Source organism: Bacillus cereus group sp. BfR-BA-01380, from assembly GCF_022663535.1.
Lineage (GTDB): Bacteria > Bacillota > Bacilli > Bacillales > Bacillaceae_G > Bacillus_A > Bacillus_A cereus_BB.
Window position 1 is genome coordinate 1 of the sequence record NZ_JAKUFS010000033.1, and the last position, 26,556, is coordinate 26,556.

A 26,556-nucleotide genomic window follows, 5' to 3' on the forward strand; every position below is an offset into this window, starting at 1 on the left:
ACCGAACACGGAAGTTAAGCTCTCTAGCGCCGATGGTAGTTGGGACTTTGTCCCTGTGAGAGTAGGACGTTGCCAGGCAAACGAAAGACGAGTCAGTGGACTCGTCTTTTTATTTTTATCCCGCTATTCGTGGGCAGTAAGACCCCCACTTCAAAATTTAGAGAGAAGCAAAGAAGATAGGTGGGGGATAACTGCCCGTAAAAGCCCGATTGGTTCAACTAACCATCAGTGGGGATGAAGAAACTCCCCACTGATGGAAGTTTCACTTTATCCAGCGCGTTATTTAGGGGGAGCAATCTCAACTAAGCATCAGACAGACACTTCGCCTAGAAATAATTCATACACTAAAAGTATAAAGGATGTATATATTTCAAAAAATTGTTAACGCTTATAGATGTATGTTGTCATTTCATATAGAGGGGAGGAACAGTTTATTTATCGTTGGTCTAATTTTATATAGTAATGGTTAGATAGAATACGATAAATAGGCGAATATATGGGGTATGTCACAACAAAGGAAGAAGTTTGTATTGTGTGTGAACATAAAAAGGATAGTGGAATTCATTTGTATACGAGTTTCATATGTGAATCATGTGAACGAGAAATGATAGAAACAAATACAAATGATCCAAAGTATATGTTTTATTTACAGCAATTGCGAAAAATACAAATGGAAAAAATGAGATAAAAACCTTTTTCTTTTTAGGTGGTCGAGAGCATCTGGATGTGCATAGAAACGGTCAGGGCCTTTCCTGCCACATGCAAGGATTAAAATAAAGGGAGAAAGCAAGTAGTGGTCATTTTTTTCTGCATAGCAGCAACTTATGTGTTGGAAAATTAAAATGGACTTATATAGAAAAATAGGCATATTTGCCTATTATTTTTTTTTGTAAAAATCGCTGTATAATATAGAGAGAATGAAAAGTAAGGAAGAGTGAATATGGATCAAAGAAAAATGCCCTTATATGAAGCAGTAAAGACTTTTGCGAGTAAGAAGCCTGTATCCTTTCATGTTCCAGGGCATAAAAATGGAACGAACTTTCCCCATGAAGCACAAAAGTATTTTCATGATATACTTTCTATTGATGTAACAGAACTTACTGGACTTGATGACCTTCATAGTCCATTTGAATGTATAGAAGAAGCACAATGTTTATTAGCAGAGTTATATGGAGTACAAAAAAGTTATTTTTTAATTAATGGTTCAACGGTTGGGAATTTAGGTATGCTGTTGGCGTGCTGTAATGAACACGATACAGTTCTTGTACAAAGAAACGCTCATAAATCGATTATGAATGGGCTTAAATTGACTGGGGCACGTCCTGTCTTTCTAGAGCCATGGATTGATGAAAAATATGGTGTACCAGTTGGTGTCCCGTATGAAACGATTGAAGATGCAATTCGGAAACATCCACAAACGAAGGCTCTTATTTTAACGCATCCTAACTATTATGGTATGGGTGTAGATTTAGAAAAGAGTATTGCATTAGCACATAAAAAGGGTATTCCAGTTTTAGTAGATGAGGCACATGGAGCACATTTTTGCATTGGGGAACCTTTCCCAACATCAGCGCTTGCGTATGGAGCTGATATTGTTGTTCATTCGGCGCATAAAACATTACCAGCAATGACAATGGGTTCATACTTACATGTAAATAGTTCGCTCGTTGATGAAGAAAAAGTTTCTTCTTATTTAAATATACTGCAATCTAGTAGTCCATCTTATCCAATAATGACTTCACTAGATATAGCTCGTTTTGTATTAGCGAAAGTAAAAGAAGAAGGGTGTAAGGAAATCGCTGCATTTACTCAGCGGTTTCGCGAGGCATTAAATCGTATTCCGCAACTTGCTGTTTTAGACTATCCAATACAAGATGTATTAAAAGTAACGGTGCAAACACGCTGTAAGCTCTCCGGATATGAATTACAACGTGTATTTGAAGAGATAGGTATCTATGTTGAAATGGCAGATCCATATAATGTTTTACTTATTTTACCGCTCCAAGTAAATGAAGAGTATATAAAAGTGATTGAGAAGCTACAAGATGCACTATGCTCATACGATGTGGAAGATAGTAAGCCGCGTATAAATTATCCTTATAAAAATCATTTATCTTCTTTGTCATTTACATATAAGCAGTTGGAAAAATATAAGAAAAAAGTTGTACCATTACGCGAGGCGTTAGGCATGATTGCGGCTGAGATGATTATACCGTATCCACCAGGGATTCCACTGATCATGTATGGAGAGGAAATTACATTAGAGCACATAAATCAAATTTCCGCTTTAGAAGAGATTGGTGCGCGCTTTCAAGGAAATATAAAAAATATTACTGTATACGATATATAGGGAAAGAAGGTTTTAAGGATGAAGGGATTGTTTGTAACAATTGAAGGGCCAGAAGGGTCAGGAAAATCTACATTAATTACAAAATTATTGCCGTACTTTGAGGAGAAGAAACAAAAAGTAGTGGCAACACGTGAACCGGGTGGGATTGCGATTTCAGAAGAAATTCGTACTATTTTACATAAAAAAGAGCATACAATGATGGAAGCACGCACAGAAGCATTATTATATGCTGCAGCACGCAGACAACATTTAGTAGAAAAGGTCATGCCAGCCTTAGAGGACAATTATATTGTAATATGTGATCGTTTTATAGATAGCTCTCTTGCTTATCAAGGATATGCAAGGGGCCTTGGCGTTGATAAGGTATTTGAAATTAATCGTTTTGCGACAGAAGATTGTATGCCGGATATTACAATCTATTTAGATATTGAACCAGAGGTTGGCTTAGCGCGCATTAGAAAAGATGATAATAGAGAAGTGAATCGTTTAGATTTAGAAAGCATGGAATTTCATAAACGTGTTCGTGAAGGATACTTACAATTAGTAAATCGATTTGCAGATCGCATTGTCGTTGTAAATGCAGATCAACCAATGGAAGCTGTTGTAGAAGAAGTTACTCAGCTTATTGAACAAAAATTGTTATAATAGAAGAAAGTATAAAAAGTGAGGTATGGAATATGACGAAGACGTGGGAGCAACTGTCTCTTATACAACCCATTGTTGTAAAAATGTTAATGAATAGTATTGCAAAAGAGCGTATATCCCACGCTTATTTGTTAGAAGGGCCAAAAGGAACAGGTAAACTAGAAACAGCTACGCAAATGGCGAAAAGCTTTCTTTGTTTACAACGAAATGGAGTAGAACCTTGCCATACATGTACGAATTGCCGACGCATTGATTCGGGCAATCACCCAAACGTATATATTGTTGCACCAGATGGTCTATCCATTAAGAAACAGCAAATTCATGAATTACAAGAAGAGTTTTCGAAAACAGGTCTAGAAGCAACTAAAAAAATATATATTATTGAGCATGCCAATAAGATGACAACAAATGCTGCAAATACACTGCTTAAATTTTTAGAAGAACCAAGTAGTGATACAGCGGCTATTTTATTAACTGAGCAAAGCCATCAAATTTTAAGTACTATTTTATCGCGCTGTCAAATTGTTACCTTTAGGCCACTTCCGAAAAATGCTTTGGTTAACCGCTTAGAAAGTGAAAAAGTAAGTATTTCCTTAGGGAATCTTGCAGCGGAACTTACAAATAGTTTTGATGAGGCACTGTCATTTTGTAATGATGAATGGTTTGCACAAGCACGAACTTTAGTGATAAAATTATGTGAAGCCCTAGAGAAAGATACCACATCTCTTTTTTTTGTACAGGAGAAGTGGGTGAAGCATTTTGGAGAGAAAGAACAACTACAGCTAGGATTAGATATGTTGCTCCTTATTTATAAGGATTTATTATATGTTCAATTGGGAGAAGAAGAGCGTCTCGTTTTTCAAGACCAAAAAGGGTTATTCCAATCTTTTTCCTATTCTCAAAAGCGCATTGTATCGGCTCTTTTCAATATATTAGAAGCAAAAAATAGAATCAACGCTAATGTAAATGCGCAGCTTGTGTTCGAGCAGTTAGTGTTGCGGTTGCAGGAGGGATGACCGTTTGTATGATGTAGTAGGTGTTCGATTTAAGAAGGCCGGAAAAGTGTATTACTTTGATCCAAATCAATTTGATATCTCAGAAAATGAGTTTGCAATTGTGGAAACAGTACGGGGAATCGAATATGGAAAAGTTGTCATCACGAAGAAACAAGTTGATGAAAATGATGTTGTACTACCACTAAAGAAAGTTATTCGGATTGCAAATGAAAATGACCGTACAATTGTTGAGGAAAATAAACGTGCAGCAAAAGAAGCGTATCAAGTTTGTCAGGAGAAAGTAATCGAGCATGATCTTGATATGAAACTTGTTGATGTGGAATATACATTTGATCGTAATAAGGTTATTTTTTATTTTACGGCGGACGGTCGCATCGATTTTCGCGAGCTTGTAAAAGATTTGGCGGCTATTTTTCGGACAAGAATCGAATTAAGACAGATTGGTGTTCGTGATGAAGCAAAAATGCTAGGTGGTATTGGTCCATGTGGCAGAATGCTTTGCTGTTCTACTTTTTTAGGTGATTTTGAACCTGTATCCATAAAAATGGCAAAAGATCAAAATTTATCGTTAAATCCTGCGAAGATCTCAGGGTTATGTGGTCGATTGATGTGTTGTTTAAAGTATGAAAATGATGAATATGAAGCAGCGAAAGAGCAGCTTCCAGATTTAGATGAGAAGATACAAACACCGCATGGTCTTGGTCGTGTAATCGGATTAAATATTTTAGAAAGATTAATTCAAGTGGAGTTAGTAGACAAGGAACGGATAGTAGAGTATACGTTAGATGAATTAATGAATAAAGGGGTCGTTTCGAGTCAAACCACAGATTAATGAGGTGGGTGCTTGTGGAGAAAAAGGATATTTTTTCAGCGGTTTCCAGTATGGAAGAGCAAATTGGACATCTTTATAAACAGTTGGGAGAGTTAAAGCAGCATCTCGCAGAGCTACTGGAAGAAAACCAACATATTAAAATGGAAAATGAAAATTTGCGGAATCGTTTTGAAGAAGTTCAGAATAAGCAGAAACAAAAATCGAATAAGCGAAAAGAAATAAAGCCTAAAATAGATATCGGTGAAGGATATGATAATCTAGCACGCCTGTACCAGGAAGGTTTTCATATTTGCAATTTGCATTATGGAAGTGTACGTAAAGAAGGGGATTGCTTATTCTGTTTATCATTTTTAAATAAAAAATAAAATTACCTTTCCAATAAATTGGAAAGGTAATTTTTTGTACATATAACCAAAATAGAAGTAATGGACGTTAGACTGCTGTAAACATAGGTAAATTGTCTTAACGTTTGCTAAAATAAAGTTTGAATGATAAGGAAGGAAAGAACGATATGCAGTTGTATGAAGATGAACGTTTAGATTATTTACTATCAAAAGATATGAAAATTATTCAAAGTCCGTCAGTATTTAATTTTTCATTAGATGCAGTGTTATTGGCAAACTTTGCGTGGGTGCCCATTCAGAAAGGGAATGTATTAGATTTATGTACTGGTAATGCAGTGATTCCGCTTTTATTAAGTTCCCGTACGAAAGGGAAGATTACGGGAGTTGAAATACAAGAGCGTATTTACAACATGGGTGTTAGAAGTGTTCAATATAATGATTTAGAGGAGAGAATACAGCTTATTCATGGCGATTTGAAGCATATGCCGGAGCAATTGGGACGACATCAATTTGATGTTGTTACATGCAATCCACCATACTTCCAAACGCCAAAACCATCTGAGCAAAATTTAAATGAGCATTTAGCAATTGCTCGTCATGAAATTATGTGCACACTAGAAGATGTTGTGCGTGTTAGCAGCCAACTTGTTAAGCAAGGAGGAAAAGTGGCTTTTGTACATCGACCTGGTCGTTTGCTTGATATTGTAACGCTTATGAGAAAATATAAGATTGAGCCAAAACGTCTCCAATTTGTATATCCAAAAGCAGGTAAAGAAGCTAATACATTATTAATTGAAGGTATTAAAGATGGGAATGCAGATTTGAAAATTTTGCCACCTCTTTTTGTATATGAAGAGAATAATAAATATACGAAAGAAATGAATGCGATTTTATATGGAGCAGAATAAACATTATTTTTATGTTGTTGAATGTGCTGACGGAAGCTACTATGCAGGATATACAAACCATTTAGAGAAGCGAATTAAGGCCCATAATAGCGGGAAAGGAGCACGTTATACAAGAGCAAGGCGTCCTGTTATATTAAAATACTTTGAAACTTATGAAGAAAAAAGAACTGCGATGCAGGCAGAATATCGTTTCAAGCAGCTAAAACGGAAACAAAAAGATGAGTATATACAAAAAGGAGATTATTATGTGGCAGCAAAAAAGTTTTCAGATGAATGAAAGAGGAACATTATATTTAGTTCCAACTCCAATTGGAAATTTGGAAGATATGACATTTCGTGCAATTCGCATGTTAAAAGAAGCAGATTTTATTGCAGCAGAAGATACAAGGCAAACGAAAAAGCTATGTAATTACTTCGAAGTTGAAACACCAGTAATGAGTTATCATGAACATAATAAAGAAGTGAGCGGGAAAAAAATTTTAGATATGTTAGAGCAAGGGAAAATGGTAGCACTTGTCAGTGATGCAGGTATGCCATGCATCTCAGATCCTGGCTATGACATTGTTGTACAAGCAGTAGCAGAGCGGTACCCAGTTGTGCCTCTTCCTGGAGCAAACGCTGCACTTACAGCGTTAATTGCATCGGGATTAGAAACAAAACACTTTTATTTCTATGGTTTTTTACAGCGCCATAAAAAAGAACGTAAAGCAGAGTTAGAGAAGCTACGTTATATTCCAAATACAATGATGTTTTATGAGGCACCGCATCGATTAGGGGAAACATTAGTCTCTATGAAAGATGTATTAGGAAATAGAAACGTTGTATTATGTCGTGAGCTTACGAAGAAATTTGAAGAATTTATTCGTGGTTCTTTAGAAGAAGTCATTCATTGGGCAAAGGAAAATGAAGTGCGTGGGGAATTTTGTGTTTTAGTAGAAGGTTCTACAGAAGAAGCAATTAGCGAAGAGGCATGGTGGGAATCATTAACGGTTGAGGAACATGTCGAATACTACATAAAAGAGAAAGGTCTTTCTTCTAAAGAAGCAATTAAAATTGTTACAAAGGATCGAAATATGTCGAAAAGAGACGTATATCAAGCATATCATGTTGAAAAAAAATAAAGCTTCTCTAAAAGAGAAGCTTTATTTTGCTGCTGCGATAAATTGTTGTAATTCATTTAAGATTTGCTCTGCGCCTTCTGGGCTTAAAATGATTTTACCTTCAGCTAATGAAAGGTTACTATCAGAAACTTCACCAGTGACTTGGCAAGTCATGTTTGGCTTATATTTTTTTAAGATGATTTTTTCATCATCAACGTAGATTTCAAGAGCATCCTTTTCTGCAATACCTAGTGTGCGACGTAATTCAATTGGAATTACAACGCGTCCTAATTCATCAACTTTACGAACGATACCAGTAGATTTCATATTTGTTTTTCCTCCTCATATTCTGCAAGTCTATTTCAATTCGCCATTTTTCGACAAAATACCCTATGAACATATGATACCAATCATTTACATTTCCGTCAATTCTTTAATTATAAAATTTATAAAAGTTTTGTAGATTTTCGCATCTATTTATAAGTTGAAAAATTGAGATAAAACCCCTTCTTTTTAGGGGAGACGAGAGCATCTGGCCGTGCATAGAAGCGGTCAGGTCCTTTTCCTGCCACATACAAGGTTTAAAACGGCCAGTAGCAGTCACTTTTTATTCTGCACCGTAGCGACTTATATGTCGAAAAATTAAAATGGATCTATATGTTTATTATATATACTAAAAAATAATAGATATATAGAAAGATTTATTTTATTCTTAGAATTTTAATGATAGTGTCGAAATATAGAAATGTATATTTTTCATTGATATGAGTAATAGATGATAAAGATATAGCACATACACTCGTCTTTATACGTAAGTTTTTGATATACTGTATATAAATACATATGAGGTCATTTGGGAGGTTTAAAATAATGACAGAGGAAAATAAGACCTTTTACATTACAACTCCGATTTATTATCCAAGTGGAAAGCTTCACATTGGACATGCTTATACGACAGTAGCGGGAGATGCAATGGCGCGCTATAAACGTATGCAAGGATACGATGTGTACTACTTAACAGGCACTGATGAACACGGACAAAAGATTCAAAAAAAAGCAGAAGAATTAAATGTTACACCACAGGCATACGTTGATAACATCGTGGCAGGAATTAAAGAACTGTGGAGTAAAATGGATATTTCTTATGACGATTTTATTCGTACAACAGAAAACCGTCATAAAGAAGTTGTGGAAAAAATCTTTAAACAACTTGTTGATCAAGGTGATATTTATCTTGATGAATATGAAGGTTGGTATTCTGTACAAGATGAAACGTTTTATACAGAGCATCAACTTGTTGATCCAGTGATGGAGGACGGGAAAATAGTTGGTGGGAAGAGCCCAGATAGTGGCCACCAAGTAGAGCTTGTTCGTGAAGAATCCTACTTCTTTAGAATGGGGAAATATGTAGATCGACTATTAAAGTTCTATGAAGATAATCCACACTTCATTCAACCAGAATCACGTAAAAATGAAATGATTAATAATTTCATTAAACCTGGATTAGAAGATTTAGCGGTTTCTCGTACTTCTTTTGATTGGGGTGTTCGTGTACCGGGTAATCCGAAGCATGTTATTTACGTATGGGTAGATGCATTATCTAACTATATTACGGCATTAGGATACGGAACGGAGAATGAAGAAAAGTATAAAAAATATTGGCCAGCAGATGTTCATTTAGTAGGAAAAGAAATTGTTCGTTTCCATACAATTTATTGGCCAATTATTTTAATGGCTCTTGATTTACCACTTCCGAAAAAAGTATTTGCGCATGGTTGGATTTTAATGAAAGACGGAAAAATGAGTAAATCAAAAGGGAATGTAGTAGATCCTGTCACGCTAATTAATCGTTATGGTTTAGATGCACTTCGTTATTATCTACTTCGTGAAGTACCATTTGGATCAGATGGTGTATTTACACCAGAAGGATTTGTTGAGCGTATTAATTTCGATCTTGCAAATGATTTAGGAAATTTATTAAATCGTACAGTAGCAATGATTGATAAATATTTTGACGGAGAAATTCCAGCCTATAAAGCAAATGTAACAGAGTTTGATGAAGTTTTAGTAACATTTGCAAAAGACACACTACAAAAAGTGGAAAATGCAATGGAAAACATGGAGTTTTCAGTAGCACTAAGTACAATTTGGCAGCTTGTTAGCCGTACCAATAAATATATCGACGAAACACAGCCATGGGTACTAGCAAAAGATGAAAGTGATCGCGAGAAGCTGGCTTCTGTTATGGCACATCTTGCAGAAACACTTCGTCAAATAGCAATTCTGTTAATGCCATTCTTGACAGAAACACCAGGGAAAATCTTTGAACAAATTGGAATTACAGATGAAGAATATAAAACTTGGAATAGCCTTTCTACAATTGGCTGCATTCCAGCTGGTACAAAAGTTGTGAAAGGACAACCTGTATTCCCGCGCTTAGAAGTAGAAGTAGAAGTGGAATATATTAAAGAACAAATGAAAGGATCTGCTCCAAAAGTAGAAGAAAAGAAAGAAGCGGCGCCAGAGGTAGAAGAAATTTCAATTGATGATTTCTTTAAAGTAGACTTACGCGTAGCAGAAGTACTAGATGCAGAACCTGTAAAAAAAGCAGATAAGCTGTTAAAGATCCAACTTGATTTAGGCACAGAAAAACGACAAGTTGTTTCTGGAATTGCTAAATTTTACTCTCCAGAAGAATTAAAAGGGAAAAAAGTTATCTGTGTTACAAATTTAAAACCAGTAAAGTTACGTGGAGAATTATCACAAGGTATGATTTTGGCAGGCGAAGAAAATGGAAAATTGTCATTAGCGACAGTCGATCAAAATTTACCAAATGGTACAAAAATTAAGTAATAACGACAAAATGAGAGATGTTTCACGTGTAACATTTGTGAAGCATCTTTTTTCTTGTTGAAAATCTTTCTAAATTTCCCTTTTTTGTATCAAAATTGTAATATGGTTGTTATTGTCCTGTTAGGAAAGTAATTTTCCCCTATGATAGAATTTATTTCAAATAAAAGGAGTTCTTATTATGTTGTTTGATACACATTCACATTTAAACGCAGAGCAATTTGAAGAGGATTTACAGGAAGTAATTGCAAGAATGAAAGAAGCGGGTGTTTCTTATACAGTTGTGGTTGGTTTTGATGAGGTGACCATCAAAAAGGCAATGGAATTGGCAGAAACATATGATTTTATTTATGCAGCTGTTGGTTGGCATCCTGTTGATGCGATTGATATGACAGAAGAACATTTAAAATGGCTGGAAGAGTTAGCAGCTCATCCCAAAGTCGTTGCACTTGGTGAAATGGGCTTAGATTATCATTGGGATAAGTCTCCGAAAGAAGTGCAAAAAGAAGTATTTCGTAAACAAATTAGGCTAGCAAGAAAGGTAAATTTACCAATCATTATACATAATCGAGATGCAACGCAAGATATCGTAAATATTTTAAAAGAAGAAAATGCCTCTGAAGTAGGAGGAATCATGCATTGTTTTAGCGGTGGTGTTGAAGTTGCGAAGCAGTGTGTGGGGATGAATTTTCTAATTTCATTAGGAGGGCCAGTAACCTTTAAAAATGCAAAGAAACCAAAAGAAGTTGCAATGGAAATTCCAATGGAACGTCTTTTAATCGAAACAGATTGTCCGTATTTAACTCCTCATCCGTTTCGTGGAAAACGAAATGAACCAAGCTATGTAAAGCTTGTTGCAGAGGAAATTGCAAGATTAAAAGGACTATCTTATGAAGAAGTAGCGATCAAAACAACAGAAAATGCAAAAAAACTATTTGGTATTCAATAATGTGAAGCAGAGGAGGTATTCCTCCTCTCTTTCTTCCTTCACCTATGTTTATCTTCAGATAAGTAACACTACTAGAAATAGTAGGAGAATGAGAGTTAATAATTCTGATCTAGACAGGGAGGGTATTTTATTGTGATTGCAAATGCTAAAAATTTATTATCCAGGTTAGAAGTGAGCAAAAAATTAGTAGTAAGATTTACGAGTGTATTAATTATTTCCGGATCTGTTGGGACAGTAACGTATGCGGGAACAACAGATAAAATAACTGTTGAAGTAGATGGAAAGAAACAAGAAATTTATACACATGCGAATACTGTAAGTGAGTTGTTACAGGAAGAAAAGATTCAAGTGGCAGCAAAAGATCATATATATCCAGCACTTTCTGCGAAAATTAAGGATGAAATGAAAGTAATTGTCGAAAAAGCGAAGCCATTTACGATTATAGTGGATGGAAAAGAGAAACAAGTACAATCAACAGCAAAAACAGTAAAAGATTTGTTAGTAGAAGAGTATGTTGAAATTAGTGAACATGATAAAGTATATCCTAGTTTGCATACATCGTTAGAAGGTACTCAAAAAATTATGGTTCAAAAAGCATTCCCGGTTACATTACATGTTGGCGGTCAAGAGCAGCAAGTATGGTCAACTTCGACTACTGTCGCTAACTTTTTGAAAGAACGACAAGTATCACTAAGTGAAATGGATAGAGTAGAACCAGCTTTACAGGAAGTGATGCAGCAAAATATGAAGGTCAAAGTGGTTCGATTAGAAAAAGTAAGCGATGCAGTGGAAGAACCAATTTCCTTTACTGAAGTGAGACAAGAGGATTCTTCACTCCTTAAGGGAACAGAAAAAGTGATTCAAGAGGGAATAGAAGGAAAAAAGAAGAAAGTATTTGAAGTCATTAAAGAGGATGGAAATGAAGTTTTAAGAAACTTACAGAAAGAAGAAGTCGTGCAAGAAGAAAAAAATCGTATTGTAGCTGTTGGAACAAAAGAAGAAGAGCATATTTTAGGTGATGCAGAAGGTTATAATTATGGGGCAAATCCAAATATGAAATTAATTGCAGTAGATCCGCGGATTATTCCTCTTGGAACAAAGGTATGGGTAGAAGGATACGGATATGCAGTTGCTGGTGATACGGGCGGAGCAATTAAAGGGAATCGTATTGATGTTCTTATGCCAACAGAACCACAGGCAGATGCTTGGGGAAGAAAACAAGTAAAGATTAAAGTGTTACAATAATATGGTAGGCAGAGGAACTTTTTCTCCTCTGCTTTTTAAATTGTATCAACTAGGAAAATAATAATGGAAAAGTAGGCGTTTTTTTGTTTTACTAATTAGAGATGTGAAATGAGTGTGGAGGAAGTTATGAAGATTAAAGAAATAATTGTTGTAGAAGGTAAGGATGATACAGTTGCCATTAAACGTGCAGTAGATGCAGATACAATTGAAACGAACGGTTCGGCAATTGGAGATCATGTCATTGAACAGGTAAAACTGGCGCAACAAACACGAGGTGTTATTATTTTTACAGATCCTGATTATCCTGGAGAACGTATTCGTAAAATTATTTCTGAGAAAGTACCAGGTTGTAAGCACGCATTCTTACCGAAAGAAGAAGCATTAGCGAAGCGAAAGAAGGGCGTTGGAATTGAACATGCCTCTAACGAATCTATCCGGCGCGCTTTGGAAAACTTACATGGAGAGATGGAAGAGTACACAAGCGAGATTGAGTGGATTGACTTAGTGGAAGCGGGACTCGTTGGTGGAGAAAAAGCAAAAAGCCGTAGAGAACGAATGGGTAAGCTATTAAAGATCGGTTATACAAATGCAAAGCAGTTACATAAACGTTTGCAAATGTTCCAAATTTCAAAGCAGGATTTTGCAAAAGCGTATAAGCAAGTATTACAGGAGGAAAAGAAATGAAAGATATCGCAACGCCAAATCGTACGAAAGATATTGTTGAAAAGTATGGATTTTCATTTAAAAAGAGTTTAGGACAAAACTTTTTAATTGATACAAATGTATTAAATCGGATTGTAGATTATGCAGAGGTTGGATCTGAGAGCGGGGCAATTGAGATTGGGCCTGGTATTGGAGCATTAACAGAGCAGTTGGCAAAGCGTGCTAAGAAAGTTGTAGCGTTTGAAATTGATCAACGCCTGTTACCTATTCTAGAAGAGACATTAGCGCCTTATGATAATGTAACTGTAATTAATAAGGATATTTTAAAAGCTGATGTAAATACAGTATTTCAAGAGCAGTTTGAAGAAGGTCAAGATGTAATGGTGGTAGCGAACTTACCATACTATGTGACAACACCAATTTTATTTAAGTTATTAGAGGAACAATTACCAGTGCGTGGTTTTGTGGTGATGATGCAAAAAGAAGTAGCAGATCGCTTAGCGGCTCGCCCAGGAACAAAAGATTATGGTTCCTTGTCAATTGCTATTCAATACTATACAGAGCCAGAAACGGTGATGACGGTTCCGCGTACAGTATTTGTACCACAGCCAAATGTAGATTCAGCAGTTATTCGTTTACTAAGACGTCCAAAGCCGCTTGTGGAAGTAAAAGATGAAGCGTTCTTCTTTGAAGTCGTACGTGCTAGCTTTGCGCAGCGACGTAAAACATTAATGAATAATTTATCTAATAATTTAAATGGTTTTCCAAAGGATAAAGTATTACTTGAACGTATATTAACAGAAGTTGAAATTGATCCGAAACGAAGAGGCGAAACATTATCAATTGAAGAATTTGCAAAGTTAAGCAATGCTTTATTTTCATATAAAATGTAAAAGGTAGCTCGTTTTGAGCTACCTTTTTTGTCACCTTTTTCTTGTAAGTTCATAGGCTAAAACAGAACGTAGTGAGTTATATGTCCCTACGAGTTTGGAGGTAAAAGGATGGCTGTACACGTTGGAGATTTAGTGGAGAGAAAGTCTTATAAGCGCGACCTTCTTTTTCGAGTAACAGAAATAAAAGACACGATAGCAATTTTGTTTGGGGAAGAATTTCGGCTCGTAGCAGATGCACCAATAGAAGATTTAGTTCTTGTCGATCAACGGGATTATACGAAAAGGGTGAAACAGGAACGAGAAACAATAGAAAAGGCATATCGCTTATTTCAACAGGATTATGTATTGATGAGAGAGCGCCAAGAATACCGGTCAACAGGCGGCTATACAAATGAAGTAAATTATTTTCAAATGCCAGGTAAAGTGCTCCACCTTGATGGGGATCCTTTATATTTAAGAAAATGCTTAGATTTATATACGAAAATAGGTGTACCTGTACAGGGAATTCATTGTAAAGAAACGGAGATGCAGGAGAAGGTTCTAGATTTAATTGAGCATGTTCGCCCTGATATCTTAGTGATTACTGGGCATGATGCTTATACAAAATCAAAGGGAGAAATGGGAGATTTAGCAGCTTATCGTCATTCTAAGCATTTTGTACAGGCTGTACGTACAGTGCGAAAAAAGTATCCTTCATTAGATCACCCCGTTATTTTTGCCGGGGCGTGTCAATCGCATTTCGAAGCCCTTATTCGAGCGGGAGCAAATTTTGCAAGCTCTCCGTCCCGTATTAATATTCATGCATTAGATCCAGTATATGTTGTAGCAAAAGTGAGCTTTACTTCTTTTATGGAAGGGGTTAATGTTTGGGATGTAGTACGCAATACCGTAACCGGTGAAAAGGGGCTTGGCGGAATTGAAACAAAGGGAATTTTACGAACAGGATTGCCCTTTCAATATTATGAAGAGTGAGCAAGGTAAGCATTTGCCTTGCTTTTTATGTACGCGCTTTTTGCGATTTGGATAAAAAAGTATAAGAACGTACAGACTATATATGTATAACTTGTATTTTTATACTTTCCATCCAAATTACAGCGAGGTGTAGCATGATATGTCAAAACGTTTAGATGAAATTAAAAGTGCTTTGGATCATCATCTTGGTCAGAGGCTTATGCTAAAAGCAAATAGTGGAAGAAGGAAGACGATAGAACGGTCTGGTGTGTTGGCAGAAACATACCGTTCGGTTTTTGTAGTTCAACTTGACCAACAAGAAGAGACATTTCAGCGTGTTTCTTATAGTTATGCAGACGTATTAACAGAAACCGTTGAGCTTACTTTTTATGATGCGCAAGATAATGAAATCATGTTAGGTGAACAATCTGTTTAAGGATGGGGTTTGTTTGATTACATATATTTTCCGGATTTGAAGAAATTCGTAGTGTCACATACTAAATGTACCGTAGCGATAAAGGGGGACTTGCGTTGAGTAGACGAAGAGGAGTCATGTCAAGTGAATTTAAAGAAGAGCTTGCAAAAGAGCTTGGATTTTATGATGTCGTGCAAAAAGAAGGATGGGGCGGAATTCGTGCGAAAGATGCTGGTAACATGGTTAAGCGTGCAATTGAAATTGCAGAGCAGCAATTGATGAAACAAAACCAGTAACAGTAAGATACTTCTATGCTACGGTAGCCGAGGAGATGCTCCTCGGCTTTTTGCACGCGAAAAAGTTGTATTCGCAGTGTATAAGTAGTTTCATTCTTGATGCTTTTCGTTATAATTAGGAAAGTGTCATCGTTCTACTATAAATTTATGGTAAAATAAACGATAAAAGATTGAGTACATAGAGTAGGTGAATAGATTGAAACTACTAGTTAAAGCACCAGCAAAAATTAATTTGTCGTTAGATGTACTAGGGAAAAGACCGGACGGTTATCATGAAGTGAAAATGATTATGACAACAATTGATTTAGCAGATCGGTTAGAACTAACAGAGCTATCTGAAGACCGGATTGAAATTGTATCTCATAACCGTTATGTCCCAGACGACCAAAGAAATTTAGCTTATCAGGCGGCAAAATTATTAAAGGAACGCTTTCAGGTAAAAAGAGGGGTATCTATTGCAATTGAAAAAACGATTCCGGTTGCAGCGGGCTTAGCAGGTGGAAGCAGCGATGCAGCTGCAGCATTAAGAGGTCTGAATCAATTATGGAATCTCGGGCTTACAATTGATGAACTTGCAGAATTAGGTGCCGAGATTGGATCAGATGTATCGTTTTGTGTATATGGCGGAACTGCCATTGCAACAGGTCGCGGAGAGAAGATCGAACACATTAAGACACCTCCTTCTTGCTGGGTTATTTTGGCCAAACCACATATTGGTGTATCTACAGCTGACGTATATGGGAATTTACGATTAAATCGTGTAACACATCCAGATGTAAATTGTATGGTTGAATCGATTCAAAATGGTGACTATGAGGGAATTTGTCATGCTGTTGGCAATGTATTAGAAGATGTAACATTTTCAATGCATCCTGAAGTTGCACATATTAAAGCTCAGATGAAACGTTTCGGTGCAGATGCAGTTTTAATGAGCGGTAGCGGTCCAACAGTTTTTGGTTTAGTTCGTCATGATTCACGCATGCACCGTATTTATAACGGTTTAAAAGGATTTTGTGATCAAGTATACGCAGTTCGTTTATTAGGAGAGCGAGAAGGTCTTGAATAAAGACGTATAATAAGTTATGATTTGTTTAAAATATTCGTAATTTGAGGTGAGAGCGTGAAAATTAGACGAAGTACAAGGTTAGTCGATATGACTTATTATTTGCTTCAAAACCCTCGTCAGTTAGTTTCTCTCACTTTTTTTGCTGAGCGGTATCAATCAGCTAAATCTTCTATTAGTGAAGATTTAGTCATTATTAAACAAACGTTTGAACAACAAGGAGTCGGCACATTACAAACGGTACCAGGCGCAGCAGGAGGAGTGAAATATATCCCATATATAAGCCAGGAGGAAGCAAAGCAAATTATTAATGAGCTTTGTAAATTATTTGAGAATCCTGATCGTATTCTTCCGGGTGGTTATTTATATATGACGGATCTTTTAAGTAATCCGCGCTACATTAATAGTGCAGGGAGACTTTTTGCTTCTGTATTTGCAAGACAGCCAATTGACGCTGTTATGACAGTTGCAACGAAAGGGATTCCTTTGGCATATGCAGTAGCAAATTATTTAGATGTCCCAGTTGTCATTGCTAGAAAAGATAATAAAGTAACAGAAGGCCCAACAGTAAGTATTAATTATGTATCAGGATCTTCTAAGCGTATTCAAACTATGACATTGGCAAAGCGTAGTCTTCCGGAAGGTGCGAATGTATTAATCATCGATGATTTTATGAAGGCTGGCGGAACAGTGCAAGGTATGATGAGTATGCTTGAGGAATTTAATGCAAATGTTGTTGGCATTGGTGTTTTAGTGGAATCAAGTGATATTGAGGAAAGACTTGTAGATAACTTTGTTTCATTAATTCGTTTGTCTGAAGTAGATGTGAGAGAAAAGACGATTCAAGTGGAAGAAGGAAATTATTCTTTAAGTCCATTTGCCGATATGATTGTAGAAGCTGAATAAGACAAACAATCTTCTGAATAGATTGTTTTAAAGAAGATCCCGCTCTTCAGAGCGGGGAAAAGATAAAGCAACTGCTTTATCTTTTTTTATAAAATGAAACTGTTATCAGTGAGGATTGATAACAATCTTTTACTAGTTGGGTACTTTATCCCGCTATTCGTGAGCAGTAAGTTTTAGCAGGCGGTAAGCTTCCAATTTTGGACGTTTACCGCCTGCTAAAACAATAGGTCCCTGTTAGGGATAGTTTGTGAAAGCGGGATAAAAATATAAAAGGGTGAGGAACAATGAAAGTAGTTCAAACAAATGAGGCGCCACAGGTGATTGGTCCATATTCACAAGGTATGATTGTAAATAATATGTTTTACAGTTCTGGACAAATTCCTTTAACAGTAAATGGTGAAGTTGTGGCTGGGGATGTAAAGGACCAAACAGAGCAAGTGTTTCAAAATTTAAAGGCCGTATTAACAGAAGCGGGAGCATCGTTTGAGACAGTGGTAAAAACAACTGTATTTTTAAAAGATATGAATGATTTTGATGCGGTAAATGAAGTATATAGTACATATTTTTCTACAAATAAACCAGCACGTTCTTGTGTACAAGTAGTGAAATTGCCGAAAGATGTATCCGTTGAAATTGAAGTCATTGCTCTTATAAAATAAGTAATTGTAAGCGGTAACTTATGTTTATTTATATATTTCACTGATACAGAAATTTTTATCTTAAAAATTTTTTAAAAATTGAAGGAAAAATAGAACATTTGTGGAATTTATAGAAATATATCGCTTATTTAGAAAAAGGGTGGTGAACACAAGATGGAAGTGACTGACGTAAGATTACGCCGCGTAAACACAGAAGGCCGCATGCGAGCGATTGCTTCTATTACACTAGACCATGAGTTTGTTGTTCATGATATTCGTGTAATTGATGGCAATAATGGGTTATTTGTAGCAATGCCAAGTAAACGTACTCCGGATGGAGAGTTCCGTGATATTGCTCATCCAATTAATTCTAATACTCGTTCTAAGATTCAAGATGCGGTTTTAACTGAGTATCACCGTTTAGGCGAGTTAGAAGAAGTTGAGTTTGAAGAAGCTGGAGCTTCGTAAAATTCGAATAAGAAGAGCTCTAAAAGAAGAGCTCTATAATTTTGGCAAACTCCTGTAAGCATTTACAGGAGTTTGTTGTTGTTTTCATATATTATATAAATCGATTTTGGTTGTTTAACATATAAGTCGCTACCATGCAGAATACAGCATGACCTGTACTCGTTTATCCCGCTATTTGTGGGCAGTAATACTCCCACCTCAAAATTCAGCGAAAGCATTGTCCAGTTCCGGTGGCTAGAATGTTCGGTGGCTTCGCTTCTTCCTACGAGGTAAAAATCACCTCTACGTCAGAAGCTCCATCCCCCTCACATTCTGGGCGAGCCACTTCCACATTTCTTTGTTGTCCAGCTCTAGCGGCTAGAATCTCCGGTCGTTTCGCCCCCTCGGACGAGGCAGAAAGCGCCTCTCCGCCCTGTGCGTGGGCGTCCTGCGATTCTGAGCGAGCCGCTTCCGCCTTTCTTAAGAAGTTAGGTGGGAGATAAACTGCCCGTAAAAGCCCGATTGGTGAGAGCTGATAATCAGTGGGGGATGAAGAAAACCCCCACTGATTAAAGTTTCACTTTATGGTGGGAAAAGGCCCTGATCGGTTCTATGCGCGGCCAGATGCTCTCTTCTAAAAAGAAAAAGGGTTTTTATATCATTTTTTCAATTTTTATCTATAATAGTTGCCTCAATTTTTCATGAAAAGAGAATCGTATAGCTTATTTCATAAAAAGATATGAAATACTAAAACATTACATAAAAGTTATGGTAAAATTTAATAGTTACAAGGTGTTTCTTGAAATATATAGTTATTTAGGATAATATCTTTAATGGATAAATAGGTTGCGATGGAGGGTCTATATGTCAAAAAGATTTGCAGTGATTCTTGCTGCAGGAAAAGGCACACGTATGAAGTCAAGTTTGTACAAAGTGCTACATTCTGTATGCGGAAAACCGATGGTACAGCATGTAGTTGATCAAGTCTCTCAGCTAGAAGTGCAGAAACTTGTTACAGTTGTTGGACACGGCGCTGAAAAGGTACAAGATCAATTAGGAAGTGCAAGTGAATTTGCATTGCAAACAGAGCAGCTAGGGACAGCGCATGCCGTTATGCAAGCAGCTGATGCACTGGGGAACGAGGAAGGAACAACATTAGTAATTTGTGGTGATACACCTCTTATTACAGCAGAAACAATGGAAGCTTTATTAAAGCAGCATGAAGAAGCAGGTGCAAAGGCAACGGTATTAACAGCCTACATAGAAGAGCCTGCTGGTTATGGTCGAATTGTTCGTAATGAAAATGGTCACGTTGAAAAAATTGTCGAACATAAAGATACAAGTGAAGTAGAGCGAGCTATTAAAGAAATTAATACAGGTACGTATTGTTTTGATAATAAAGCGCTATTTGCTTCCCTTTCTAAAGTTTCCAATGAAAATGTGCAAGGAGAATATTACCTTCCAGATGTAATTGAGATTTTGAAAAATGAAGGTCATATTGTATCTGCCTATCAAACAGAGCATTTTGATGAAACATTAGGAGTTAACGACAGGGTCGCTCTATCGCAAGCGGAAGACATTATGAAAAAACGTATTAACCATAAACATATGGTAAATGGTGTTACGATTATTGATCCGAACAACACGTATATCTCTAGTGATGCGAAAATTGGTAATGATACGGTTATTTATCCGGGAACAATTATTGAAGGTTATACTGTTATTGGATCAAATTGTGAAGTTGGACCGCACACAGTCATACGTGATAGTGAAGTGGGCGATAATACAACTATTCGTCAGTCTACTGTTCATGATAGTAAGATTGGTATTGATGTTGCAATTGGGCCGTTCGCTCATATCCGTCCGCAATCTGTTATTGGTAATGAAGTTCGTGTTGGAAATTTCGTTGAAATTAAAAAGACTGTTTTCGGAAACAGAAGTAAAGCGTCTCACTTAAGTTATATCGGTGATGCACAAGTGGGAGAAGATGTAAATCTTGGTTGTGGTTCTATTACAGTAAACTACGATGGCAAGAATAAATTTAAAACTGTGATTGGCGATGGTGTGTTTATTGGTTGTAACTCAAACCTTGTTGCTCCTGTAACAGTTGGAGATGGTGCTTATGTTGCGGCAGGTTCTACAATTACAGAAGATGTGCCAGCAAAAGCATTATCAATTGCACGTACACGTCAAACAAACAAAGAAGATTATGTTGATCAATTGCTGAATAAGAAAAATTCATAATGTGGAGGGTTAATCTAGATGTCGACTCAATATCTAAATTCTAATTTGAAAGTATTTTCTTTAAACTCTAACAAGGGGCTTGCTGAACAAATTGCAAAGCACATTGGAGTAGAATTAGGAAAATGTTCTGTTGCACGCTTTAGTGATGGAGAAATTCAAATTAACATTGAAGAAAGTATTCGTGGTTGCGATGTATTTGTCATCCAATCTACAAGCTTTCCAGTAAACGAGCATATTATGGAATTGCTTATTATGATCGATGCATTAAAACGTGCATCTGCGAAAACAATTAACATTGTTATTCCTTACTATGGTTATGCACGTCAAGATCGTAAAGCGCGTTCTCGTGAGCCGATTACAGCGAAACTTTTTGCAAACTTACTTGAAACAGCGGGTGCTACTCGTGTAATTACTCTAGATTTACATGCTCCACAAATTCAAGGATTTTTCGATATTCCAATTGATCATTTAATGGGTGTACCTATTCTTTCTGATTACTTTGAGAAGAAAGGTCTTAAGGATATTGTAATCGTATCCCCTGACCATGGTGGTGTAACACGTGCTCGAAAAATGGCAGATCGCTTAAAAGCGCCAATCGCTATTATCGATAAACGCCGTCCGCGTCCAAACGTAGCAGAAGTAATGAATATCGTAGGTAATATCGAAGGTAGAACAGCAATTTTAATTGATGACATCATTGATACAGCTGGTACAATTACATTAGCAGCAAACGCTCTTGTAGAGAACGGTGCTTCTGAAGTATATGCTTGCTGTACACACCCAGTTTTATCTGGTCCAGCAATTGAACGTATTCAAAATTCAAACATTAAAGAGTTAGTTGTAACAAACTCTATCGTATTGCCAGAAGAAAAGAAAATTGATAAAGTACAGGAACTTTCTGTTGCTCCGTTAATTGGAGAAGCAATTATTCGTGTTTACGAAGAAGAATCTGTAAGTGTACTATTTAATTAATTGGATAGAATGAGACGTAACCAGTACTGGTTACGTCTTTTCGTATCGAAAAAGAAAGTGGTGTTACAATGAAATTAATAGTAGGACTTGGTAACCCAGGGAGAGAATATGAACTAACAAGGCATAACATTGGGTTCATGGCGATAGATGAATTATCTAAACGCTGGAATATCCCATTAAATGAGCAGAAATTTAAGGGGTTATTCGGTGCGGGTTTTGTAAATGGAGAGAAAGTAATTTTATTAAAGCCACTTACATATATGAATTTATCTGGAGAAAGTATTCGTCCACTTATGGATTACTATAAAATTGATATTGAAGATTTTATAGTGATGTATGATGATTTAGATATTCCAGTTGGGAAATTACGTCTTCGTATGAAAGGTAGTGCGGGTGGACATAATGGTGTAAAATCAACAATTGCGCATTTAGGAACACAGGAATTTCAACGCATTCGTATGGGAATTGATCGTCCTAAAAATGGCATGAAAGTAGTTGATTATGTATTAGGGCGCTTTACGGCAGATGAGGTGCCTGAGGTAAAACGAGCGATTGAAAAAAGTGCAGATGCATGTGAAGAATGGTTGAAAACTCCATTTTTACAAGTTATGAATACTTTCAATAATTAACATTTCCAAAATGGAATATTTTTTTATACTTATATCCATAATAGTAATAATTGTGCGGCTAGGAGGAATTTATGGACGGACATTATTACTGCAGACATTGTGGATATAGGATAGGTAGTATTACAGCGGAAAAAGTATACAGCTTTGTACTAGGTCAACTAACAGAGCAAGAGCGGTTAGAAATGATTCATTTTGATGAAAATGGAAATATATATATAAAAACAATTTGTGAATCATGTCAAAAAACGCTCGCATCCCATCCAGAGTATTATGAATATGAACTGTTCTTACAATGAAAATGAAATTTCTATTAGAGCATGTTTTTCTTATCAATGGTTAGTTAAACACATTGTCCCTTTATCATGTGGGAACTTCCACCCTTCTCTTCTCTAAATATAAAGATGAGAGGTTTACAGCTATAAGGGATAGGATGTAATGTTTCGCTTTGGCCTGTCCAAAGCATTTTTCTGTTTTCTTTTTCCGAAATATTTGCATAAAATATAGTAGCTTGCTCTTTATGTTGAGAGGAGTTTTGAAAAATGATAGGTTTACTAGAGCAATTTTACGAAAATAAAGAAATACGATCAATTATAGATGGATTAGAGGAAGGTTTAAAAGAACAGCTTATCTCAGGTATGGCAACCTCTTCTCGTTCATTATTAATAGCTAGTTTATATAAAAAAACAAAGCAGTCACAGCTTGTTATCACACATAACTTATATCAAGCGCAAAAAGTATATGAGGATTTGGTTTCATTAATTGGAGAGCGGGATGTTTGGTTATATCCTGTAAATGAATCTATTGCATCAGAAATCGGTGTTGCGAGCCCGGAATTGAAGGCGCAGCGCATTGAAGTGTTGAATCGCTTAGCGGCTGGAGAAAGTGGAATTATTGTGGCTCCTGTTGCTGGTTTGCGCCGTTTTCTACCGAGAAAAGAGATGTGGAAGAAACAGCAAATTGAATTGAAAATGGGACAAGAAATCAATCTTGATGAATTGCTGCACGTGTTAACGACTATGGGATATGAACGTAAATCTATGGTAGAAGCTCCTGGAGAGTTTAGTGTTCGCGGTGGAATATTAGACATCTATCCATTAACGGAAGAATTTCCAATTCGTATTGAATTTTTTGATACCGAAGTAGATTCCATCCGTTCCTTTACTATAGAAGAACAGCGCTCACAGGAGAAGATGGATAAAATATCATTTGGCCCAGCTACAGAATTTATATTTTCTAAAGAAGAACTAGCATCTGGAATTCAGAAGTTAGAATCAAGTTTAGCTAATACATTAAAAAAAGTATCTGATGAGAAACTAAAAACAATAATATTAGAAACTGTTACATATGAGTTGGAACTATTGAAAAATGGACAAACCATTGAGCAGATGTTTAAATATTTATCTTTATTTTACAAGGAACCTGCTAGTCTAATAGAATATTTACCGGAAAATGGTGTTGTTATTCTAGATGAGGTCTCTCGAATTCAGGAAACAGCAGAGCATTTAGAAACGGAAGAAGCGGAATGGTATATATCGCTTCTTGGAGAAGGGGCAATTGTTCAAGATTTAACTTTTTCTCATAATTTTACACAATTTTTGAACCATAAAAAACGAAAATTCTTGTACTTAACTTTGTTTTTACGTCATATTCCGCATACACAGCCACAAAATATTGTGAATTTGACATGTAAAACGATGCAAGACTTTCACGGTCAAATGAATTTGTTAAAAACAGAAATTGATAGATGGGCGAAAAGTCGTTTTACAACGGTTGTATTAGGTGCAAATGAAGAACGAACGAAGAAATTGCAGCACATTTTAAATGATTATGATATTGAAGCAGATATTATTGAAGGAACAGATGTATTGCTTCCGGGTCGTATTCAAATTGCGGTGGGTGACTTACATGCAGGGTTTGAAATGCCAATGCAAAAGCTTGCGATTGTTACCGAAAAAGAATTATTTAATAAAAAGGTAAAAAAATCACAGCGTAAGCAAAAACTTTCGAATGCAGAGAGAATTAAAAGCTACTCTGAATTAAAAGTTGGTGATTATGTTGTTCACGTAAATCATGGTATCGGTAAATTTTTAGGAATTGAAACATTAGAAATTAATGGTGTCCATAAAGATTATTTGCATATCAAATATCAAGGGAATGATAAGTTATACGTTCCAATTGAACAAATTGATCAGGTGCAAAAGTATGTAGGATCTGAAGGGAAAGATCCGAAAATTTACAAGCTTGGCGGAAATGATTGGAAGAAGGTTAAGACGAAGGTAGAAAAATCTGTTCAAGATATTGCGGATGATTTAATTAAGTTGTATGCAGAGCGCGAGGCATCAAAAGGATACGCATTTACTCCAGATACTTCTGAGCAACAGGAATTTGAATCATCATTCCCTTATCAAGAAACGGAAGATCAGTTACGCTCAATTGAAGAAATTAAGAAGGATATGGAGCGTGGTCGTCCAATGGATCGTCTGCTTTGTGGCGACGTTGGATATGGAAAAACTGAAGTAGCAATTCGTGCTGCTTTTAAAGCGATTATGGATGAAAAGCAAGTTGCGATTTTAGTACCGACGACAATTTTAGCACAGCAGCATTATGAAACAATTCGAGAGCGGTTCCAAGATTATCCAATTAATATTGGGTTATTAAGTCGCTTCCGTACGAGAAAACAGCAGAATGAAACAATTAAGGGATTAAAAGATGGTACTGTTGATATTGTTATAGGTACACATCGTCTTCTGTCAAAGGATGTCATATATAAAGATTTAGGATTACTCATTATTGATGAAGAGCAGCGTTTTGGTGTAACACACAAAGAAAAAATTAAGCAATTAAAAGCTAATATCGATGTACTAACATTAACAGCGACACCAATTCCGCGTACGCTTCATATGTCTATGTTAGGTGTTCGTGATTTATCTGTTATTGAAACGCCGCCAGAAAATCGTTTTCCGGTGCAAACGTATGTTGTGGAATATAATCCAGCGTTAATAAGAGAGGCAATTGAACGTGAACTTGCAAGAGGTGGGCAAGTATATTTCTTATACAATCGCGTTGAAGATATTGAGCGGAAAGTGGATGAAATTTCAATGCTTGTTCCTGATGCACGTGTAACTTTTGCGCATGGAAAGATGAATGAGGGTGAATTAGAATCCGTTATGCTTTCTTTCTTAGAGGGTCAACACGATGTACTTGTAAGTACAACGATTATTGAAACAGGTGTTGATATTCCGAATGTAAATACGTTAATTGTATTCGATGCAGATCGTATGGGACTATCGCAGTTGTATCAGTTGCGTGGTCGGGTAGGGCGTTCTAATCGTGTTGCTTATGCATATTTCACGTATAAGCGTGATAAAGTGTTATCTGAGGTGGCAGAAAAACGTTTGCAGGCCATTAAAGAATTTACAGAGCTAGGATCTGGATTTAAAATTGCTATGCGTGATTTATCTATCCGTGGGGCCGGGAATCTACTAGGTGCAGAGCAGCATGGCTTTATTGATTCCGTTGGTTTTGATTTATATTCACAAATGTTAAAAGATGCAATTGAACAGCGGAGAGGTACGGGGGCAGAAGAGCAAGTAATTGATGTTGAGATTGATCTAGAAGTAGATGCATATTTACCAGATGCGTATATTTCTGATAGCAAACAAAAAATAATGATGTATAAGCAATTTAGGGGCGTTTCTACTATTGAGGATATTGAAGAATTACAAGAAGAGATGATTGATCGCTTCGGTGACTATCCGCAAGAAGTTGGATATTTATTACAAATATCGAATATTAAAGTGCTAGCAATGCAAGAGGGAATCGAATTGATTAAGCGAACGAAACAAGAAGTGACACTACTGTTTTCAGAAAAGGCTAGTCAAAATATTGATGGTGGAAAATTATTTATGCTTGGCAGCAGTTTTGGGCGTATGATTGGTCTTGGTATGGAAGGTTCCCGTTTGAAAATTGTGATGAATGTGCGTGAAATAGAAGTAGCGAAGTGGCTTACAATTGCTGAAAATTTATTAAAAGGTTTAAAAGATGTGAAAAAAGAAGAGATAAATGCTTAAATGAGAATAAAAAATACAATTCGGCGTGTATAGAAGAACTAATGTGTAAAATACTATGCTTAATAGTTGGTGGTTTTTACATGAACAGGTAAAAGCACCACTTTTATCATCAGTAGAAAGTGAGGCAGCA

27 protein-coding genes and 1 rRNA gene are annotated in these 26,556 nt (G+C 36.3%); 27 read left to right on the top strand and 1 reads right to left on the bottom strand.

From position 1 onward, the window contains the following. The 10 genes from rrf to rsmI all read left to right on the top strand — a co-directional run. Positions 1-78 (top strand): 5S ribosomal RNA (rrf, locus tag MR076_RS27000); the annotation flags it as partial. Positions 79-496: 418 nt separating this feature from the next. Next, positions 497-688: a sigma factor G inhibitor Gin gene (locus MR076_RS22285; RefSeq protein WP_242224231.1), complete on the top strand. Its 192-nt coding sequence runs from the start codon at positions 497-499 to the stop codon at positions 686-688. Between the two features lie 252 nt (positions 689-940). Further along, positions 941-2,350 carry an aminotransferase class I/II-fold pyridoxal phosphate-dependent enzyme gene (locus tag MR076_RS22290; RefSeq protein ID WP_242224232.1) on the top strand — a complete coding sequence of 470 codons (1,410 nt, stop codon included), beginning with the start codon at positions 941-943 and terminating at the stop codon, positions 2,348-2,350. Between the two features lie 18 nt (positions 2,351-2,368). After that, positions 2,369-2,995, top strand: a complete 627-nt coding sequence (gene tmk, locus MR076_RS22295; protein ID WP_242224233.1) for a dTMP kinase — start codon at positions 2,369-2,371, stop codon at positions 2,993-2,995. Between the two features lie 32 nt (positions 2,996-3,027). Further along, positions 3,028-4,011 (top strand): DNA polymerase III subunit delta', encoded by a 984-nt coding sequence (gene holB / locus MR076_RS22300; RefSeq protein WP_242224234.1) that lies wholly within the window; start codon positions 3,028-3,030, stop codon positions 4,009-4,011. Between the two features lie 4 nt (positions 4,012-4,015). After that, positions 4,016-4,843 carry a PSP1 domain-containing protein gene (locus tag MR076_RS22305; protein ID WP_242224235.1) on the top strand — a complete coding sequence of 276 codons (828 nt, stop codon included), beginning with the start codon at positions 4,016-4,018 and terminating at the stop codon, positions 4,841-4,843. A gap of 14 nt (positions 4,844-4,857) precedes the next feature. Continuing rightward, positions 4,858-5,208 (top strand): DNA replication initiation control protein YabA, encoded by a 351-nt coding sequence (gene yabA / locus MR076_RS22310; protein ID WP_242224236.1) that lies wholly within the window; start codon positions 4,858-4,860, stop codon positions 5,206-5,208. Between the two features lie 146 nt (positions 5,209-5,354). Then, positions 5,355-6,095: a tRNA1(Val) (adenine(37)-N6)-methyltransferase gene (locus MR076_RS22315; RefSeq protein ID WP_242224237.1), complete on the top strand. Its 741-nt coding sequence runs from the start codon at positions 5,355-5,357 to the stop codon at positions 6,093-6,095. After that, positions 6,082-6,372, top strand: a complete 291-nt coding sequence (locus MR076_RS22320; RefSeq protein WP_090918170.1) for a GIY-YIG nuclease family protein — start codon at positions 6,082-6,084, stop codon at positions 6,370-6,372. The genes MR076_RS22315 and MR076_RS22320 overlap by 14 nt, the downstream gene beginning before the upstream one ends. After that, a complete protein-coding gene (gene rsmI, locus MR076_RS22325; protein WP_242224238.1) occupies positions 6,341-7,216 on the top strand; it encodes a 16S rRNA (cytidine(1402)-2'-O)-methyltransferase in 876 nt (291 codons plus the stop codon). The genes MR076_RS22320 and rsmI overlap by 32 nt, the downstream gene beginning before the upstream one ends. A gap of 21 nt (positions 7,217-7,237) precedes the next feature. On the opposite strand, the gene MR076_RS22330 is transcribed toward rsmI, so the two are convergent. Further along, positions 7,238-7,522, bottom strand: a complete 285-nt coding sequence (locus MR076_RS22330) for an AbrB/MazE/SpoVT family DNA-binding domain-containing protein (protein ID WP_020062162.1) — start codon at positions 7,520-7,522, stop codon at positions 7,238-7,240. Between the two features lie 543 nt (positions 7,523-8,065). On the opposite strand from MR076_RS22330, the gene metG reads away from it, so the two are divergent. From metG to mfd, 17 genes are all read left to right on the top strand, one after another. Next, entirely contained in the window at positions 8,066-10,048 is a 1,983-nt protein-coding gene (gene metG, locus MR076_RS22335) for a methionine--tRNA ligase (protein WP_242224239.1), read from the top strand. A gap of 178 nt (positions 10,049-10,226) precedes the next feature. Further along, positions 10,227-10,994, top strand: coding sequence for a TatD family hydrolase (locus MR076_RS22340; protein WP_242224240.1), 768 nt, complete (start codon positions 10,227-10,229; stop codon positions 10,992-10,994). A gap of 132 nt (positions 10,995-11,126) precedes the next feature. Next, positions 11,127-12,239 (top strand): G5 and 3D domain-containing protein, encoded by a 1,113-nt coding sequence (locus MR076_RS26625; RefSeq protein WP_242224242.1) that lies wholly within the window; start codon positions 11,127-11,129, stop codon positions 12,237-12,239. 126 nt (positions 12,240-12,365) lie between these two features. Then, positions 12,366-12,923, top strand: coding sequence for a ribonuclease M5 (rnmV, locus tag MR076_RS22350; RefSeq protein WP_242224244.1), 558 nt, complete (start codon positions 12,366-12,368; stop codon positions 12,921-12,923). Beyond that, a complete protein-coding gene (gene rsmA / locus MR076_RS22355; protein WP_242224246.1) occupies positions 12,920-13,795 on the top strand; it encodes a 16S rRNA (adenine(1518)-N(6)/adenine(1519)-N(6))-dimethyltransferase RsmA in 876 nt (291 codons plus the stop codon). The genes rnmV and rsmA overlap by 4 nt, the downstream gene beginning before the upstream one ends. A gap of 108 nt (positions 13,796-13,903) precedes the next feature. Beyond that, positions 13,904-14,767, top strand: coding sequence for a sporulation peptidase YabG (yabG, locus tag MR076_RS22360; protein WP_242224248.1), 864 nt, complete (start codon positions 13,904-13,906; stop codon positions 14,765-14,767). Positions 14,768-14,906: 139 nt separating this feature from the next. Then, complete coding sequence (veg, locus tag MR076_RS22365; RefSeq protein ID WP_242224250.1) at positions 14,907-15,182, top strand: biofilm formation stimulator Veg; 276 nt, start codon at positions 14,907-14,909, stop codon at positions 15,180-15,182. Positions 15,183-15,277: 95 nt separating this feature from the next. Continuing rightward, positions 15,278-15,457 carry an acid-soluble spore protein SspF gene (gene sspF / locus MR076_RS22370; protein WP_242224252.1) on the top strand — a complete coding sequence of 60 codons (180 nt, stop codon included), beginning with the start codon at positions 15,278-15,280 and terminating at the stop codon, positions 15,455-15,457. Positions 15,458-15,653: 196 nt separating this feature from the next. Continuing rightward, a complete protein-coding gene (ispE, locus tag MR076_RS22375) occupies positions 15,654-16,523 on the top strand; it encodes a 4-(cytidine 5'-diphospho)-2-C-methyl-D-erythritol kinase (RefSeq protein WP_242224255.1) in 870 nt (289 codons plus the stop codon). A gap of 54 nt (positions 16,524-16,577) precedes the next feature. Then, positions 16,578-17,426: a pur operon repressor gene (purR, locus tag MR076_RS22380; RefSeq protein WP_242224257.1), complete on the top strand. Its 849-nt coding sequence runs from the start codon at positions 16,578-16,580 to the stop codon at positions 17,424-17,426. A 284-nt stretch (positions 17,427-17,710) separates the two neighbouring features. Continuing rightward, entirely contained in the window at positions 17,711-18,085 is a 375-nt protein-coding gene (locus tag MR076_RS22385; RefSeq protein ID WP_242224259.1) for a RidA family protein, read from the top strand. A gap of 153 nt (positions 18,086-18,238) precedes the next feature. Next, the gene (spoVG, locus tag MR076_RS22390) at positions 18,239-18,532 is read left to right on the top strand and encodes a septation regulator SpoVG (protein WP_000454042.1); all 294 of its coding nucleotides are present in this window, start codon (positions 18,239-18,241) and stop codon (positions 18,530-18,532) included. A gap of 843 nt (positions 18,533-19,375) precedes the next feature. Continuing rightward, positions 19,376-20,755: a bifunctional UDP-N-acetylglucosamine diphosphorylase/glucosamine-1-phosphate N-acetyltransferase GlmU gene (glmU, locus tag MR076_RS22395; RefSeq protein WP_242224268.1), complete on the top strand. Its 1,380-nt coding sequence runs from the start codon at positions 19,376-19,378 to the stop codon at positions 20,753-20,755. Between the two features lie 18 nt (positions 20,756-20,773). Beyond that, on the top strand, positions 20,774-21,727 hold the full coding sequence (locus MR076_RS22400) for a ribose-phosphate diphosphokinase (protein WP_242224270.1): 954 nt from the start codon (positions 20,774-20,776) through the stop codon (positions 21,725-21,727). Positions 21,728-21,795: 68 nt separating this feature from the next. Then, positions 21,796-22,356, top strand: a complete 561-nt coding sequence (gene pth, locus MR076_RS22405) for an aminoacyl-tRNA hydrolase (RefSeq protein WP_242224272.1) — start codon at positions 21,796-21,798, stop codon at positions 22,354-22,356. 71 nt (positions 22,357-22,427) lie between these two features. Then, positions 22,428-22,652 (top strand): anti-sigma-F factor Fin family protein, encoded by a 225-nt coding sequence (locus MR076_RS22410; RefSeq protein ID WP_242224274.1) that lies wholly within the window; start codon positions 22,428-22,430, stop codon positions 22,650-22,652. A 243-nt stretch (positions 22,653-22,895) separates the two neighbouring features. Further along, positions 22,896-26,426 (top strand): transcription-repair coupling factor, encoded by a 3,531-nt coding sequence (mfd, locus tag MR076_RS22415; RefSeq protein ID WP_242224276.1) that lies wholly within the window; start codon positions 22,896-22,898, stop codon positions 26,424-26,426. Positions 26,427-26,556 lie beyond the last annotated feature (130 nt).

Excerpts from the sequence above, each read along its gene's own strand:
- MR076_RS22285 (WP_242224231.1), top strand. The coding sequence starts at position 497 with ATGGGGTATGTCACAACAAAGGAAGAAGTTTGTATTGTGTGTGAACAT.
- MR076_RS22290 (WP_242224232.1), top strand. The coding sequence starts at position 941 with ATGGATCAAAGAAAAATGCCCTTATATGAAGCAGTAAAGACTTTTGCG.
- tmk (WP_242224233.1), top strand. The coding sequence starts at position 2,369 with ATGAAGGGATTGTTTGTAACAATTGAAGGGCCAGAAGGGTCAGGAAAA.
- holB (WP_242224234.1), top strand. The coding sequence starts at position 3,028 with ATGACGAAGACGTGGGAGCAACTGTCTCTTATACAACCCATTGTTGTA.
- MR076_RS22315 (WP_242224237.1), top strand. The coding sequence starts at position 5,355 with ATGCAGTTGTATGAAGATGAACGTTTAGATTATTTACTATCAAAAGAT.
- MR076_RS22320 (WP_090918170.1), top strand. The coding sequence starts at position 6,082 with ATGGAGCAGAATAAACATTATTTTTATGTTGTTGAATGTGCTGACGGA.
- rsmI (WP_242224238.1), top strand. The coding sequence starts at position 6,341 with ATGTGGCAGCAAAAAAGTTTTCAGATGAATGAAAGAGGAACATTATAT.
- MR076_RS22330 (WP_020062162.1), bottom strand. The coding sequence starts at position 7,522 with ATGAAATCTACTGGTATCGTTCGTAAAGTTGATGAATTAGGACGCGTT.
- metG (WP_242224239.1), top strand. The coding sequence starts at position 8,066 with ATGACAGAGGAAAATAAGACCTTTTACATTACAACTCCGATTTATTAT.
- MR076_RS22340 (WP_242224240.1), top strand. The coding sequence starts at position 10,227 with ATGTTGTTTGATACACATTCACATTTAAACGCAGAGCAATTTGAAGAG.
- rnmV (WP_242224244.1), top strand. The coding sequence starts at position 12,366 with ATGAAGATTAAAGAAATAATTGTTGTAGAAGGTAAGGATGATACAGTT.
- rsmA (WP_242224246.1), top strand. The coding sequence starts at position 12,920 with ATGAAAGATATCGCAACGCCAAATCGTACGAAAGATATTGTTGAAAAG.
- yabG (WP_242224248.1), top strand. The coding sequence starts at position 13,904 with ATGGCTGTACACGTTGGAGATTTAGTGGAGAGAAAGTCTTATAAGCGC.
- veg (WP_242224250.1), top strand. The coding sequence starts at position 14,907 with ATGTCAAAACGTTTAGATGAAATTAAAAGTGCTTTGGATCATCATCTT.
- MR076_RS22385 (WP_242224259.1), top strand. The coding sequence starts at position 17,711 with ATGAAAGTAGTTCAAACAAATGAGGCGCCACAGGTGATTGGTCCATAT.
- spoVG (WP_000454042.1), top strand. The coding sequence starts at position 18,239 with ATGGAAGTGACTGACGTAAGATTACGCCGCGTAAACACAGAAGGCCGC.
- glmU (WP_242224268.1), top strand. The coding sequence starts at position 19,376 with ATGTCAAAAAGATTTGCAGTGATTCTTGCTGCAGGAAAAGGCACACGT.
- MR076_RS22400 (WP_242224270.1), top strand. The coding sequence starts at position 20,774 with ATGTCGACTCAATATCTAAATTCTAATTTGAAAGTATTTTCTTTAAAC.
- pth (WP_242224272.1), top strand. The coding sequence starts at position 21,796 with ATGAAATTAATAGTAGGACTTGGTAACCCAGGGAGAGAATATGAACTA.
- MR076_RS22410 (WP_242224274.1), top strand. The coding sequence starts at position 22,428 with ATGGACGGACATTATTACTGCAGACATTGTGGATATAGGATAGGTAGT.
- mfd (WP_242224276.1), top strand. The coding sequence starts at position 22,896 with ATGATAGGTTTACTAGAGCAATTTTACGAAAATAAAGAAATACGATCA.